The sequence below is a fragment of the Erysipelatoclostridium sp. An15 genome (assembly GCF_002160675.1).
Taxonomy (GTDB): domain Bacteria; phylum Bacillota_I; class Bacilli_A; order Erysipelotrichales; family Coprobacillaceae; genus Thomasclavelia; species Thomasclavelia merdavium.
In genome coordinates this window covers 42,021-58,681 of the sequence record NZ_NFLA01000015.1, presented here as the reverse complement: position 1 = coordinate 58,681, position 16,661 = coordinate 42,021, and the positions used below count along the sequence as shown (strand labels likewise).

General features: G+C 29.9%; 13 protein-coding genes. 12 read left to right on the top strand and 1 reads right to left on the bottom strand.

Going from position 1 to position 16,661, the window contains the following annotated elements; genetic code table 11:
* Positions 1-291: 291 nt before the first annotated feature.
* Positions 292-783 (bottom strand): hypothetical protein, encoded by a 492-nt coding sequence (locus B5E92_RS06685; RefSeq protein WP_087300453.1) that lies wholly within the window; start codon positions 781-783, stop codon positions 292-294.
* A gap of 145 nt (positions 784-928) precedes the next feature.
* Between B5E92_RS06685 and B5E92_RS06680 the strand changes: the two genes are divergently transcribed.
* The 12 genes from B5E92_RS06680 to pulA all read left to right on the top strand — a co-directional run bounded on the left by B5E92_RS06680 (position 929) and on the right by pulA (position 16,644).
* On the top strand, positions 929-1,690 hold the full coding sequence (locus B5E92_RS06680) for a DeoR/GlpR family DNA-binding transcription regulator (RefSeq protein WP_087300451.1): 762 nt from the start codon (positions 929-931) through the stop codon (positions 1,688-1,690).
* Between the two features lie 123 nt (positions 1,691-1,813).
* Positions 1,814-4,168 (top strand): formate C-acetyltransferase/glycerol dehydratase family glycyl radical enzyme, encoded by a 2,355-nt coding sequence (locus B5E92_RS06675; protein WP_087300449.1) that lies wholly within the window; start codon positions 1,814-1,816, stop codon positions 4,166-4,168.
* On the top strand, positions 4,155-5,072 hold the full coding sequence (locus B5E92_RS06670; protein ID WP_087300457.1) for a glycyl-radical enzyme activating protein: 918 nt from the start codon (positions 4,155-4,157) through the stop codon (positions 5,070-5,072). The genes B5E92_RS06675 and B5E92_RS06670 overlap by 14 nt, the downstream gene beginning before the upstream one ends.
* 9 nt (positions 5,073-5,081) lie before the next feature.
* Positions 5,082-5,762 (top strand): fructose-6-phosphate aldolase, encoded by a 681-nt coding sequence (locus tag B5E92_RS06665; protein ID WP_087300447.1) that lies wholly within the window; start codon positions 5,082-5,084, stop codon positions 5,760-5,762.
* Between the two features lie 148 nt (positions 5,763-5,910).
* Positions 5,911-6,075 (top strand): hypothetical protein, encoded by a 165-nt coding sequence (locus B5E92_RS15495; protein ID WP_158095201.1) that lies wholly within the window; start codon positions 5,911-5,913, stop codon positions 6,073-6,075.
* 110 nt (positions 6,076-6,185) lie between these two features.
* A complete protein-coding gene (locus B5E92_RS06660; RefSeq protein ID WP_087300445.1) occupies positions 6,186-6,452 on the top strand; it encodes a hypothetical protein in 267 nt (88 codons plus the stop codon).
* A 119-nt stretch (positions 6,453-6,571) separates the two neighbouring features.
* Positions 6,572-7,555 (top strand): aldo/keto reductase, encoded by a 984-nt coding sequence (locus B5E92_RS06655; RefSeq protein ID WP_087300443.1) that lies wholly within the window; start codon positions 6,572-6,574, stop codon positions 7,553-7,555.
* A gap of 142 nt (positions 7,556-7,697) precedes the next feature.
* Positions 7,698-8,573 carry a DUF3737 family protein gene (locus tag B5E92_RS06650; RefSeq protein ID WP_087300441.1) on the top strand — a complete coding sequence of 292 codons (876 nt, stop codon included), beginning with the start codon at positions 7,698-7,700 and terminating at the stop codon, positions 8,571-8,573.
* A gap of 207 nt (positions 8,574-8,780) precedes the next feature.
* Positions 8,781-9,668, top strand: a complete 888-nt coding sequence (locus B5E92_RS06645) for a LysR family transcriptional regulator (RefSeq protein WP_087300439.1) — start codon at positions 8,781-8,783, stop codon at positions 9,666-9,668.
* A 406-nt stretch (positions 9,669-10,074) separates the two neighbouring features.
* Positions 10,075-11,937 (top strand): 1,4-alpha-glucan branching protein GlgB, encoded by a 1,863-nt coding sequence (gene glgB / locus B5E92_RS06640; RefSeq protein ID WP_087300437.1) that lies wholly within the window; start codon positions 10,075-10,077, stop codon positions 11,935-11,937.
* A gap of 24 nt (positions 11,938-11,961) precedes the next feature.
* On the top strand, positions 11,962-14,358 hold the full coding sequence (locus B5E92_RS06635) for a glycogen/starch/alpha-glucan phosphorylase (protein ID WP_087300435.1): 2,397 nt from the start codon (positions 11,962-11,964) through the stop codon (positions 14,356-14,358).
* Positions 14,359-14,559: 201 nt separating this feature from the next.
* Positions 14,560-16,644: a type I pullulanase gene (pulA, locus tag B5E92_RS06630; protein ID WP_087300433.1), complete on the top strand. Its 2,085-nt coding sequence runs from the start codon at positions 14,560-14,562 to the stop codon at positions 16,642-16,644.
* Positions 16,645-16,661: the final 17 nt, after the last annotated feature.

The following is a 16,661-nucleotide window of genomic DNA, read 5'->3' as shown; positions in this document are numbered from 1 at the left end:
TAGAAATAACGCTGGTCGCAATAGGATTTAATATTAGAAAATATCATAAAATGATGATGGAGAAGCGAAAAAAAGAAGCTCTAATTAATTAAAAAGATCCAAAAAGTCCTTGAAAAAAACTGATTTTGAAACAGATACCCTTATTGCGCCTAAAAAAGGCTTTTTTTTATACAAAAATTAATTAAAAATAGCAAAAAAATTAAATTTTCCAAAAAATAATCTTCAAAACAAAAAAGAAGCTGTAACGCTTCATTAAAGGTTAAAAAAACCTCCTTTCGTTACAGCCCCTTATTAAAAAGTAAAAATTGGAGAAATTGTAATAGTGTCTAATTTATTATCATTGAAATCATAGACTACTTTGATGTTAGCTTCATTATAAGTAATACCGATTTGTCCAGAGACAACATTATCTTTTTGATCTTTGATAATTTGACTATAATATTCCTGATTAAAAAGATCACAAATATCCTGGTAATTCATTTTTGTTTTTGCCCCATTATCTAATTGATAATGATCAGTTTTTAAAACAATTTCTTGAATTAAGTTCGAAGGATCCACGGTTATTACCATATCATCGTTTGAATAAATAGTAGTATCATTATTTGTAGTAGTTAGAAAATCTTGATTAAAAAAGCCATCATGATCATCTATGTTATGATTAACGGTAATTATATTACTATCATCAATGATAACATTATAACCACTATCTTGATTATTGTTTTGACAACCAGTAAATATAGTTAAAACAAAGATCAGTGATAAAATTATTTTTAATTTTTTCATTTGTCCTCCTTTTATAAAAGTGGTGCTAAAAAGTTTAATTGTTTTTCTAATTAAAATGTATCAAATTAGATTGACTTTGACAATTAGTATCGTTCTTGTTTTTTAAAAAAGATAATGGCATAATAAAACAAGGAGGTAAGCTACTATGCTACAACAAGAAAGACATAATCAAATTTTGGCGCGATTGAATTTAGAAGGTCAAGTTAGAGTAAAAGATTTAAGTAAAGATTTTAATGTTACTGAAGACTGTATTAGAAAAGATTTAAATATTTTAGAAAAAGCTAATAAATTAAAAAGAATTCATGGTGGGGCAACCTGCATGCGTTCAAATTTACATACAGTAAATGTAAGTCAACGACGAGATGTTCGGGTAGAAGAAAAAAAGGCAATTGCTTTAAAAGCGATTGAGTTAATTAAACCAGGGATGATGATTTTTTTAGATATTTCTACAGTTACTTTAGAAATCGCTAAATTAATTTATCAGCGCAATTTAAAAATAACTGTTGTTACAAATATGATCGATATTATGGAAATTTTTACCCGTGATTGTAATACTAATTTGATTTTTATTGGTGGTGAATTGAATCGGGCTCGTGATGGATTTATTGGTGCTATTACTATTGAACAAATAAAGAAATATAAGTTTGATCTTTCTTTTTTAGGGGTAGTTGGAATTGATGTTTTTAATAATAAAGTAGCTACTTATGATATTAATGATGGTTTAACTAAAAAAGAAGTTCTTAATGCCAGTCGAAAATGTTATATGGCAGGTGAAACGATTAAGTTTGAATTAGATGGTAATTATTTGTTTGGTGATATTAGTGATTTTAGTGGTTATATTTGCGAAGGTGGACTGGATAGTAGAATAGAAAATAAATTAAAAGATATTGGAATTGAAATCATTTAGCGATGATTTCTTTTTTTTATTGAAAAAATAGTGAAATTTATTGTTTTTTATTGAATTTAATAAAAAACAATGTATAATTAAGATACAATCAATAAAAAACGATAAAAAAAGGAGGTTTCTTAGATGGATGATTTGTACCAAAGTGAAAGAATTGGAATTTTAAAAGATAAGATGCTAAAGGCACCGCGTTATGCTTCGATTGAACAAGCTAGAATTATTACAAAGGTTTATCAAGAAAACGAAGGGTTATCAATTAGTAAAAAAAGAGCATTATCTTTAAAAGCAGCTTTAGAACAAATGGAAATAGCAGTAGAACCAGAAGAACTAATTGTAGGGAATCGAACTAAAGGAGTTAGAGCAGGAGTTGTATTTCCTGAAAGTGGTAGTTCCTGGGTAATAAAAGAGTTTGAAACTTTACCAACTAGACCTCAGGATAAATTTTTAGTTAATGATGAAGATATTAAGGAATTTAAAGAAAAGATTTATCCTTATTGGCAAGGTAAATCATTAGAAGATAAAATTAAACAAGAGTATGGTGATAAAATTAATGCAATTAGTAAAGTTGTAAAAATTAATCAAAAAGATCATGCTCAAGGCCATATTTGTCCTGATACTGCTTTATGGCTACGTTTAGGACCTCAGGGTTTGATGGAAAAAGCCCAAGAAAAATTGAAAACTTGTTGTAAAGAACATCAAGAATTTTATCAATGTACTATATTGGTTTTACAGGGCGCTTGTAACTTTATGATTCGCTATCATGATTATATTATGGAGATTATTGATGATGTTGATTTTAAATATCAAGAATCATTAAAGCAGGTTGCTAATAATTGTTATAACTTAGCTAAAAGACCGCCCGAGACTTTTCATGAAGCTATTCAGTCACTATGGTTTTTATTTGTAATCTTGCATATGGAATCTAATGCTTCTTCGTTTTCACCAGGACGAATTGATCAATATTTATATCCATATTATTATCATGATATTACTAATAATATAATTACTAAACAACAGGCTTTAGAAATATTAGAATGCTTATGGTTAAAATTTAATCAGATTGTCTATTTAAGAAATCAAAACAGTGCTAAATATTTTGCCGGTTTTCCAATTGGTTTTAATGTAGCTATTGGGGGACAAGATGAAGATGGTAATGATACGTACAATGAATTATCATTGTTATGTTTAAAAGCACAATATCATCTAGGATTACCACAACCTAATTTATCAGTGCGATTAAACAAAAATACATCACATGAATTAATGCAAGAAGCAATTAAAGTAGTCGCTAAAGGTAGTGGCATGCCACAGTTTTTCAATGATGAAGCAATTATTCCAGCGATGATCAATGATTTAAAAATTGAAGAAAAAGACGCTCGTAACTATGCTATTGTTGGATGTGTAGAACTAACAACTCATGGTAATAATTTAGGCTGGTCAGATGCAGCAATGTTTAATTTGAATAAAGCATTAGAATTGACATTAAATCATGGTAAGTGTTTGCTTACTGGAAAACAAATTGGTTTGGATTTAGGCAGTTTAGAAACATATAATAATTTTGAAGAATTAGAAGCAGCATTTAAAAAACAAATTGATTATTTTATTGATGAAATGATGAAAGCTGAAGAAGTAGTTGAAAGAATTCATCAAGAATGTTTACCAACAGCCTTTTTATCTACTGTAATCGATGATTGTTTAGAAAATGGTATTGATGTTACAAGAGGCGGTGCTAAATATAATTTATCAGGTATTCAAATGATTCAAGTTGCCAATTTAGCTGATTCATTAGCCGCTATAAAACAATTAGTTTATGATAAAAAAATGATTTCAAGATCTCAGTTACTAGAAGCTTTACAAGCTGACTTTAAAGGTTATGAAATTATTCAAACAATGCTATTGCGTAAAGTTCCTAAGTATGGAAATGATGTTAAATGGGTTGATGAATTAGGTAGTAAGTGGGCTGGATATTTTAGAAGTCGAATGAATGACTATACTAATTATCGAGGTGGTCTATATCATACTGGTATGTATACTGTTTCTGCCCATGTACCAATGGGAGAAAATCTTGGGGCATCACCAGATGGTAGAAATGCTTTGACACCTTTAGCTGATGGTGGGATGTCACCGGTTTATGGTCGCGATTTAGCGGGGCCAACAGCAGTATTAAAATCAGTATCACGGATGAAAAACTCATATACTACAAATGGTGGTCTTTTGAATATGAAGTTTTTACCAGAATTTTTTGCTACTAAAACTGGAATGCAAAAATTTGAAAACTTCTTGCGGGCATTTGTTGATTTAAAAGTACCTCATATTCAATTTAATGTTGTTAATCGTGAAGATTTATTAGATGCTAAAATTCATCCTGAAAGACATCGTTCTTTAACGATTCGGGTTGCTGGGTATACTGCATATTTTGTTGAGTTAGCCGATAAATTACAAAATGAAATTATTGAAAGGACGACTTATAGTGACATCTAAAGCATTAGTGTTTGATATTAAAAGGTTTGCGGTTCATGATGGTACTGGACTTAGAACAACGATATTTTTTAAAGGATGTCCTCTTAGATGTAAATGGTGTCAAAATCCCGAAGGATTATCACCTAAAAGACAACCACTATATTTTAAAAATGATTGTATTCATTGTCAAAGATGCCTTGAATTTAGTAAACCTGGTCAAATGGAATATTTAAAGCAACGACCATATTTTAATTATGATTATATAGGAAGTTTTGACAATTTAATTGATGCTTGTCCTAGTGGGGCGATTCGTTATGATAGTATTGAATATGATGTTGAAACTTTAATTGAAAAAATTAAAGATGATCAGGTTTTTTATCGTGATGATGGTGGGGTTACTTTTTCTGGAGGTGAACCATTATTACAAGGGTCGTTTTTATTAGAAATATTGAAACGTTGTAAAGATGAAAAAATTCATACGGCAATTGAAACGACTATGTATGCATCTTTAGATTTAATTAAAAGTATTTTACCGTATTTAGACTTAATATATATTGATCTAAAGCTATTTGATGAAAAGTTGCATCAACAATATACAGGTGTTTTACCAAAACTGATTAAAGAAAATATTACTTTTGTTTTAACGAGTCCTTATAAAGATAAAGTAATTATTAGAACACCATTGATACCATCAATGACGGCAACAGATAGTAATATTAGTCAAATTGTGCAGTTTTTAGTAAATATATATCCAGATGTTAAATATGAATTATTAAATTATAATCCACTAGCAGCGTCTAAATATGAATTAATAAATGAGCAATATACATTAGATAGTAAATTAAAAATGTTTAATAATGAACAAATGGAACATTTTTATCAGCTGGTTAATCAAAATGGATTAAAAAATATAATTAAAGAATAGGAGATAGTTATGGAATTTATAATTGATACAGTAGATTTAAAAGAAATTGAAGAAGCAGTAGAGTATTTACCGATTTCAGGAGTTACTAGTAATCCTTCAATAGTAAAAGCAACTAGTCCTGAAAATTTCTTTGATCATATGCGTAAAATCAGAGAAATGATTGGAATGGAAAACAGTTTGCATATCCAGGTAACTGGTCTGGATTGTGAAACTATGGTTAAAGAAGCTAAACGAATTGTAAAGGAAATCGATGATTTAGTATATATTAAAGTGCCTGTTTCATATGAAGGAATCAAAGCTATTAAAGAATTAAAAAATCGTGGCATGAATGTAACGGCGACAGCTGTTTATGATTTAATGCAAGCCTATATGGCATTAGAAGCCGGAGCTGATTATATTGCTCCATATGTAAATCGTATCGGTAATCTAGGAAGTGATCCATTTGAATTGATTCATGAACTATCATCAAGAATTGAAGTAGATGGATATGATTGTAAAATATTAGCAGCCAGCTTTAAAGGGGTACAACAAGTTCGAGATGCTTTTAATAGTGGCTCACATGCAATAACAGCACCAGTAGCCGTATTAAATCAAATCTTCAAAAATCCAAACATTGAAAAAGCAGTAGCAGATTTTAATAATGACTGGTATGCAATGTATGGTGAGGGTAAAGAAATTTGTGATTTATAAAAAATTATGATTGATATAAGCTCTGGTATTTAGGTATTTAAATACTAGGGTTTTTATTATGCGTTATAGTAATAGTTTTATTAATTATTGATATTGTACTTTTATATTTTGATATATCAAAATATGATAAAAGGATGGCGATAAAATAATGATTAATAAAATAAGAGAAATTGAATTTATAAATAAAATTTCTGATTTGTATTTTAAAAAAGCTAATAATAAAGGAACAGTTATTCAAGTATTTTATGATTCGGTTGATTATACAGTTAAAAATAACCCAACCAGCTTATGTGTATTTACCATTTGGTTATAATAAAAATCATCATCACATTAAATATAATATTTTGTATTTGATGCATGGCTGGAGCATGCAGGTGATTTTTTGACCGTAAAAAAGGAAATCTAGTTAATTTATTAGATCGAATGATTGAAAATAAAGACATTCAACCACTAATTGTTGTTAGTGCTACTTTTGATGCTTTAAATCAGCCCCAAAGTTTTATGCGCTCTGTAGCAGAAATTCAAGTATTTAATCAGGTCAATAGCCAGATGTTAGAAATGATGCAAAGTCAAACTTTTAATAAAAATAATTGTTGTTATGCTATTAGAAAAAATGGTTGCCATAATATTGCTACATGTGAAGAATATCTATATCATGCTTTAAAAATTATTTTTAAATATGAAAAGTAATTCTAAAAATCATAGCTTATAAGCATTGTATATATTTACTATAGGTATTAGATATTTTAAATTGTGCTAGTTAAAATATAAGTGTCAAGAAAAAAGATACTTAGAAAGGAAGATAAGTTATGGAAAAAAGAGAATTAGGTAAAAGCGGTTTAGTTACTTCTAAAATGGGCTTTGGCTGCATGGGTTTAAATTATCATCGTGGTGTCGCTAAAGATCGTAATGAAATGATTAAAGTTGTCCATGAAGCAATCGATGCAGGTATTACAATGTTTGATACAGCAGCAGTTTATGGACCATATACAAATGAAGAATTAGTAGGTGATGCTTTAGTTGGATACCGTGATAAAGTGCAGATTGCTACTAAAGGTGGTTTTAAAATTGATGGCTTAAATAATGAATTAGATAGTCGTCCTGAATCACTTAGAAAACAATTAGAGGATTCATTAAAAAGATTAAAAACAGATTATATTGATTTATATTATATTCATCGTGTTGATCCTAATGTGCCAATTGAAGATGTTGCAATGGCTATGAAACAATTTAAAAAAGAAGGATTAATTAAACATTGGGGATTATCTGAAGCTGGTGTCGAAACTATTCGTCGTGCTCATAAAGTCGAGCCATTAGCAGCTGTTGAATATGAATATTCAATGTGGTGGCGTGAAATTGAAAAAGATGTTTTACCAGTGTTAGAAGAATTAGGAATTGGTTTAGTTGCATATAGTCCTTTAGGTAGAGGTTTTTTAACTGGTAAATTAGATAAAAATACTACTTTTGGTGAAAATGATAATCGTGCAGATTTACCAAGATTTACAAAAGAAGCTATGGCTGCCAATCAAGTAGTTATTGATTATATCAATGAGCTTGCAACAACTAAAAATGCTACTGCCGCTCAGATTGCTTTAGCATGGGTCATGGCTCAAAAACCATGGATCGTTCCAATTCCAGGAACTACTAAAATTTCTAGAATTCATGAAAATATTAAAGCAGCTAATATTAAGTTCAGTGATGAAGAAATGAAGACGATCAATGATGCTTTAAGTAAAATTGAAATTGTTGGTGATCGTTATCCAGAATCAGAAAAAAGAAGAACTGGTAATTAAATATTTCAAACAAGAGCGTAACCGCTCTTGTTTTGGTATACCTTTAAGGTATAGAAAGGATAATTAATAAGTATTAGACATATATAAAAAACAGGTTTAAGATAATATTGTCAAAAGAATACAATTAGAAAGAAGTGAGATTATGAAAATAGTAAATCAAAATTTCGATGAAGAAAGAGCTTTATATGGGCTTCATGATAGTGAAGTAATTAGTTGTAATTTTCAAGGTCCTCAAGATGGTGAATCACCATTTAAAGAAACCCATGATATTCTTGTAGATAGTTGTTATTTTGCATTAAGATATCCATTTTGGCATGTTAATCATGCTAAGATTATAAATACTGAAATGACTGATTTATGCCGGGCAGCTTTATGGTATGATAATGATGTTACTATTGAAAATAGTAAATTACATGGTATTAAAGCAGTCCGTGAATGTCACAATGTTTCATTGAATAATTGTGATATTATTTCACCAGAATTTGGCTGGATGAGTGCTAATTTAAAATTGAGCAATTGTAAATTAACTGGTGAGTATCCATTTTTACACAGTAATGATATTGAGTTGGATCATTTTGAGTTAAGTGGTAAATATTCTTTTCAATATGTAGAAAATATGGTCATTAAAAATTCATATTTAGATACTAAAGATGCTTTTTGGCATAGTAAAAATGTTACTGTTTATGATAGTGTTTTAAAAGGAGAATATTTAGCCTGGTATAGTGAGAATTTAAAATTAGTACGTTGTAAAATCATTGGTACTCAGCCGCTATGTTATGCTAAAGGATTAATTTTAGAAGATTGTGAAATGATCGATACTGATTTGAGTTTTGAAAAAAGTGATATTCAAGCAACAATTAAAGGAAATATTGTTAGTGTAAAAAATCCTGAATCAGGTTATATTTGTGCTGATAGCATTGATCAAATCGTATTAGATGCACCAACAAAATGTCAAATTCGTTGCTGCAATGTTATGAATTTTAATCAAGAATGCAAAGAATGTACTATCACAAATTAAATAGGACTTAAAAACTGACTTATGATAGGTTCCCGCTAAAGTAGATATATAAAATAAATGTATCTGCTTTAGTGGGATTTTTCTATATTATATTGAGTAATATTTACTCTGTTTATTTGATGAAAACTAGATTATTATAGTTAGCCGTTTTTGTTTACAACAAGCTAACATCAATGATAAAATTAAATAAAAATTGAGGTGATCATGATGGAAATACGAGTTTTAAAATATTTTTTAGCTGTAGCTAGAGAAGGAAATATTACTAGAGCTGCAGAAGTATTACATATTACCCAGCCAACCCTTAGTCGTCAGTTAATGCAGTTAGAAGATGAATTAGGTGTAGCGTTATTTATTCGTGGCAAAAGAAAAATGATCTTAACAGATGTTGGAATGTTATTAAAAAGAAGAGCTGAAGAAATTGTTAGTTTAGCTGAAAAAACCGAGCTGGAAATTAGTAATCAAGATAATGATGTGAGTGGTGAAATTGTTTTAGCTTGTGGTTTAACTGAAGCAACTCAAACCATGGGAAGATATATTAAAGAATTTAAGGAAATATATCCAGATGTGGTTTTTAAAGTAAAAAACGGAAATTCTGATTTTATCATGGAAGCAATCGATAATGGTTTAGTTGATCTGGGTTTTGTTATTGAACCAATTGATTTGGAAAAATTAAATTTTTTGAAAATGAATCAATTAGAAACATGGGGAATATTGATGAAAGCCGATTCACCGCTAGCTAGTAAAGATTATTTAGAAGCATCAGATTTAATAAATATACCATTAATAAATACCGCAAGAATTGAAACACAAAATCAGTTGAAAAACTGGATGGGTAACGATTATGAAAAACTTAATTTTGTTGCAGTCTCTGAATTATCATCTACTGCAGCTACTTTAGTAGAAAATGATGTAGGTTATGCAATCGTTATTGAAGGGTCTACAAGCAATGTTATTAGTGACCAGTTATGTTTTAGACCGCTTTATCCTAAAATGACAACAGCTTCATTAGTTATCTGGAAAAAATATCAGTCTTTTAGTTATACAATTTCTAGATTTATTGATTTTATTTCTAAAGAGATTAAAGATGGTAAATAAAAACAAGTTTGATATTATCAAATAATATCTACTTGTTTTTTTACACTTTTAAAGATTGATACAAAAAGATGAATTTAATAAAAATATGGTTTTTTGATAAGTTAACAAGACTAAATATTAAGTAAAAATATGATTTTTATTGATAGAATGACTATTAATTAGGTTTGAAAGTAAAAAAATTGCTTTTCATTTTTTTGATATTTTGTTAGAATAGGGAGCGGGTCCAATCCAACAATTTTTTAAGTTTTACTGATTTAATCAAGATAAGTAGTCGATCATAGTAAAAGAATACTTGTTTTGATTACTATATATTTTTATCAGCACTCTGAAAGCGTTATCATTTTTTGATGAAATGCACCTTTAATTATGATATAATGATTTTATCTTAGAAAAGGGGGAGTGACACATGCTCGATGATTTTTTGATTCACGTATTTCATAAAGGAAATACTTTAGAGGCGTATAAAATTTTTGGTGCTCATTTGGAGACAAACAACCATAAAAAAGGTGTCCGCTTCACCGTTTATGCACCTAATGCACGTAGTGTACAAGTCGTAGGTGATTTTAATGATTGGGATGGAAGCAATCACTATATGGAAAAATATACCGATGGTGGTATTTGGACTTTGTTTATTCCTGGAGTTAAGGAAAAAGCATTGTATAAATATCGAATTGAAACCCAAAATTTTGCGACTGTTGATCGTGCAGATCCATACGCTTTTTATAGTGAATTACGGCCTGGAACTGCATCAAGAGTATACAATATTGAAAATTTCCGCTGGTCGGATAAACGCTGGTTAAATGCCAGAACTAAAAACTTTGATAAACCAATGAATATTTATGAAGCAAATATTGGTTCTTGGAAAATGAAAAAAGATTTTACAGATGAAGAAGATGGTGAATTTTATACTTATGAAGAAATGATAGATTTAATCATTCCTTATTTAGTTGAAAATCATTATACTCATCTTGAATTAATGCCATTAACTGAGTTTCCATTCGATGGTTCTTGGGGATATCAGGCAACTGGTTACTTTAGTGTAACAAGCCGTTATGGTGAACCAAAGGGATTGATGAAATTCATAAATGCTTGTCATAAAGCTGGAATAGGTGTTATCATGGATTTTGTTCCAGCTCATTTTGTAAAAGATGGACATGGTTTATATCAATTTGATGGCGGTTTTGTTTATGATTATCCAGATATTAATCGCCGTTATACAGAATGGGATAGTGTTTATTTTGATGTTGGGCGCGAAGAAGTACGTAGCTTTTTGATGAGTAGCGTTGGCTTTTTTGCTAAATATTTCCACGTTGATGGAATTAGATTTGATGCAGTAAGCAATTTAATTTATTGGAAGGGAAATAAAGAAGCTGGTCTAAACGACGGAGCAGTAGAATTTATGCGTAGAATGAATAACCACATGAAAGGATATTTCCCTGGGGTTATGTTAATTGCAGAAGATTCTAGTGATTTTAATGGCGTTACTAAATCACCAGACGTTGGTGGTCTAGGATTTGACTACAAATGGGATTTAGGTTGGATGAATGATACTTTGAAGTACATGAAATTGGATCCAGTATATCGTCAAAGTGACCACAATTTAATTACTTTTTCAATGGCATATTTTTATAGCGAAAACTTTATATTGCCATTTTCACATGATGAAGTTGTTCATAGTAAAGGTACCATTGTTGATAAAATCTGGGGTACTCATGAACAAAAATTTGCGCAATTAAAAACGCTATATACTTATATGATGATTCATCCAGGTAAGAAATTAAACTTTATGGGAAATGAATTAGGTGAATATAAGGAATGGGACGAAAAAGTGGCATTGGGATGGAATATTTTAAAATACCCAATTCATGATTCTTTCCATCATTTCATGATTAGATTAAATGAAATCTATAAAAATTATCAATGTATGTATGAACAAGACTATGGCATGGACGGTTTTGAATGGCTTGTTGTTGATGATCGGGCTCAAAGCGTCTTTGCAATAGAAAGAAAAGGAACTGATGGTAGTTCATTGATTGCAGTAATGAACTTTACTGCTAATAAGCATGAAGGTTATAAGATTCCAGTAAACAAACCAGGATCTTATAAAGAAATTCTTAATAGCGATACTGATATTTATAGTGGAAGTAACTATACTAACAAACGTGCTATTAGAGCTAAAAAAGGTCAAACTTTAAATAAAGAATATTATATACCAGTTAATATTGCTCCTTTTGGCAGCATGATTTTCGAATATAAAGCACCAAAATAAAACTGGTATCAAAAAGGAGATAATATGTTTAAGAACAAAGAAGAATTTAAATTTGAGTTTTCACGTAGAATTATTGAATCATATGGACGTACTGTTGAAGAAAGTCATATTACTGAACGTTTCTTAGTATTAGAAACAATGGTTCGTGACTATGCTTCAGTTAACTGGGCAACTAGTAAAGCTATGATTCGTAACAATTGTCAAAAACAAATGCATTATTTTTCAATGGAATTTTTAATGGGACGTCTTCTAGTAAATAATATGATGAATCTTGGTATTTATCAAATTGCTAAAGAAGGATTAGCTGAATATGGTATTAACATTCATGATTTAGAAGAATTAGAAAGCGATGCTGGACTTGGAAACGGTGGTTTAGGTCGTTTAGCAGCTTGCTTTATGGATTCTTTAGCTTCATTAAAATATCCAGGTCATGGACATACTATTCGTTATGAATATGGTTTATTTAAACAAAAGATCGAAAATGGTTATCAAATTGAATTACCTGATCAATGGATGCAGGTAGGATTTAACTGGGAAGTAAGAAAACCAAAACATCGTGTACCAGTAAAATTCTTTGGAAAAATTGTTTTCAATGAAGAAACAGGAAAATATGAACATGTAGATGCTGAAGAAGTATTTGCAGTTCCTTATGATGTACCTATCGTTGGTAATGATACAGTAACAACAAACACATTACGTTTGTGGTCTGCAGAAGCTAGTGATAATATTCCTGCAAATCAGGATTTTAGACAATACGTTCAAAATGTTCGCGATATTTGTCAAATGCTTTATCCTGATGATTCAACACCAGCAGGAAAAGTGTTGCGTTTAAAACAAGAATATTTCTTTACATGTGCAGGATTAGCTTCTATTGTTAAAGCACATTTAAGACAATATCCTAGTTTAAGTAATTTCCATGAAAAAAATGTTATTCAATTAAACGATACTCATCCAGTTTTAGCAATTCCAGAATTGATGAGAATCTTAATTGATGAACATGATTATGAATGGGAAGAAGCTTGGGATATTACTACTCAAACATTTGCTTATACAAACCACACTATCTTAGCTGAAGCAATGGAAACTTGGCCAATTGATGTAATGCAATCATTATTGCCAAGAGTTTATCAGATTATTGAAGAAATTCATCGTCGTTTTGTTGGGTATGCTAAAATGGTTAGTGGACACGATGATGAATTAGTAGATCGAGTAATGATTTTACGCGATGGTACTGTATATATGGCAAAACTTGCAATTGTTGGAAGCTTTAGTGTTAACGGTGTTGCTAAATTACACTCAGATATTTTAGCTGAACGTGAATTAAGAGATTTTGCCGTTTTATACCCAAATAAATTCAACAATAAAACAAATGGGGTAACTCATCGTCGCTGGTTAGCATATTGTAACCCTGAATTATCATCATTAATCACTGAATATATTGGTGATAGCTGGATCAAACATCCAGAAAAATTAGAAGATTTACTAGATCATGTTGATGATCCGGTACTTCAAGAACGTTTCTTAGATGTTAAAAGAGAAAGAAAACAAATTCTTGCTGACTATATCAAAGAACATAATGGTATTACAGTAGATGTTGATAGTATCTTTGACATTCAAGTAAAACGTCTACATGCATATAAACGTCAATTATTAAATGTATTACACATTATTGATTTATATTTTAGAATGAAAGATAATCCTGATTATCGTATTGAACCAAGAACATTCATTTTTGGAGCAAAAGCAGCAAGCGGATACTATTTTGCTAAAAAAGTTATCAAATTAATCAATAGCGTTGGAGAAGTGGTAAATAACGATCCAGAAACTAATAAATACTTAAAAGTTGTTTTCTTAGAAAACTATGGAGTAACATTGGCAGAAAAAATTATGCCAGCAGCTGATGTTTCAGAACAAATTTCAACAGCAGGTAAAGAAGCTAGTGGTACTGGAAATATGAAATTCATGATGAACGGTGCAATTACTTTAGGTACTTTAGATGGTGCTAATGTTGAAATTTCTGAACTTGTTGGTGAAGATAACTGCTTAATCTTTGGTTTGAAAGATTTCGAAGTAAAAGAATTACGTGATAGCGGAACTTATCGGGCATGGGATTACTACAACAATAATCCAAGATTAAAACGTGTTATTGATAGTTTGATGGATGGAACATTCATCGATAATCGTGAAGAATTCAGAGTTATTTTTGAAGAATTAATGAACAAAAATGATGAATACTTTGTTTTAGCTGATTATGAATCTTATTGTGAAACACAAAGAAAAGTACGTGATTTATATCAAGATCGTAATCGCTGGGCTAGAGCATGTCTTGTAAATATTGCTAAAAGTGGATTCTTCTCATCAGATCGTACAATTCAACAATATGTTGATGATATCTGGCATTTAGAAAAACTTAAATTCTAGTTTTAAAGCTAAATACTAACAAGGATAAATCGATTGGGGATTTATCCTTGTTTTATTGAAAATAACTAAATTATTTTTTATAAAAAAGTTATTTAAATTATATTAATAAAATCTTAATAAATGGCTTGTTAACTTCACTCATTTCATTGCCTTATTGTAAATGATAAGATATAATGAGTTCGAGATGAAAGGATGAATGTCATGGAAAATAGTGCTGTAAGAATGATTGCTAAAATGATTTTAGCGAACAAAATGGAAGTATTACTAGTTAGACAATATTATGATGGAAATTCAGATAGATTTTATTTACGCAATGTATTGACTGGTGATTTACAAAAAATTATGATTTCAGCTAAATATGTTGAAGAGAAGTATACGCATTATTTTTTTGATGATGTCAATATTGATTTTACACAAGTTTATCAAGTTTTAGATGCTTATGGTTTAAGTGAGACATTACAGTATACCCCACTTATTAATGATCCCGAGTTTATGAAAGTTAATTATTATGACGGACATGATTTAGGAAGTACTTACTATCCTGATTATACTGTTTTTAAAGTTTGGGCGCCAACTGCTTTAGAGGTTAAGGTAATGGTAAAGAAAAACCATGAGTTCATTAGCTATGACATGAAAAGAGTAGAAAATGGCGTTTTTAGTTTATATTTATCAGGAGATTATGATAATTGTGAATATCTTTATCAAGTAAGGCATCATGATAGTTTTATTAATGCATTAGATCCATATGCATATAGTTCTTCAGCAAATGGTAGAAGTAGTATAATAATTGACTTGAATAAATGTATGATCGATTTGAATCGTCAATATTTAAAACCATTGAAACAAAAAACGGATGCCATTTTATATGAACTTAGTGTCCGTGATTTTACGATGTATGAAAATAGCCCAAGTAAACATAAGGGGAAGTTTTTAGGTGTTAGTGAAGCTGGCTTAATTACTAAACATGGAAATAACGCTGGATTAGATTACTTAGTAAATTTAGGGATTACGCATGTTCAGCTAATGCCGATTTTTGATTTTGCAACGGTTGATGAAAATCAGCCTCATCTATTATATAACTGGGGATATGATCCAGCGCAGTATAATGTTCCTGAAGGAAGTTATTGCAGTGATCCTAATGATGGTTATAGCCGTGTTTTAGAGTGTAAAGAAATGATTGCTCGATTACATCGTCATGGTTTAAGAGTTATTATGGATGTGGTTTATAATCATATGTATGATGTAAATGCTAGTCCATTTGAACGAATTGTGCCTGGTTATTATTTTAGAAAAAATATGGATGGTACTTTGTCAAATGGTTCTTGGTGTGGTAATGATTTAGAAAGCTGTAATTATATGGTTCGTAAGTATATTATTGATATGTCAAGAAGATGGCAAAGTTTTTATGGTATTGATGGTTATCGTTTTGATTTAATGGGAATCATTGATATTGAAACAATAAATCAAGTATATCAAATTTGCCATTCATATGATAAATCATTTATGGTCTATGGTGAAGGATGGAATATGCCAACTAGTTTACCTGATGATCAAAAGGCGATGCAGTTTAATCATTATAAAATGCCAAATATTAGTTTTTTCAATGATGAATTTCGTGAAGTTATTAAAGGTGGCAGCAGTGATGGTGTTTTGGTTAATAAGGGATTTATTACTGGAAATCTTTATGAAACTGAACGAGCACGTAATTGTATTATGGCATGTAATCGTTATACATCACCAGATCAATCTATAAATTATGTAGAATGTCATGATAATGCAACTATCTTTGATAAATTATATATTTCTAATGTTGAAGAAGGGTTAAATGGAATTTTAGAACGGCAGAAAAATTTAACTATTGTAACATTACTATCACAAGGTATTCCTTTTATTCATGCTGGTCAAGAATTTTATCGTACCAAAGGAGGAATTGGTAATAGTTATAATTCTCCAGATAATATCAATTCTATAAATTGGGATTTTCGAGATATATATAAAGATGATGTTGAAGACATTAAAAAGATTATTCAATTAAGGAAAAATAATAAATGCTTCCGTTATTCTACGGTAGAAGATATAGAAAAAAATATAATAGTTGAAAATATTGACTTTAAGATGTTAAAATATACTCTCAAACAAGATGAGGGAGAATATCAGAAATTTGTAATCTATATTAATCCGTCTAATTTTACGTTTGATTATGACGAAACTGATTATCAGCTGCTTTATGGATTGATTACTGATAGTCAAATTGGAGCTAAAACAGTCGTTGTATTAGCTAAATAATATTAGATAAGGAGAAT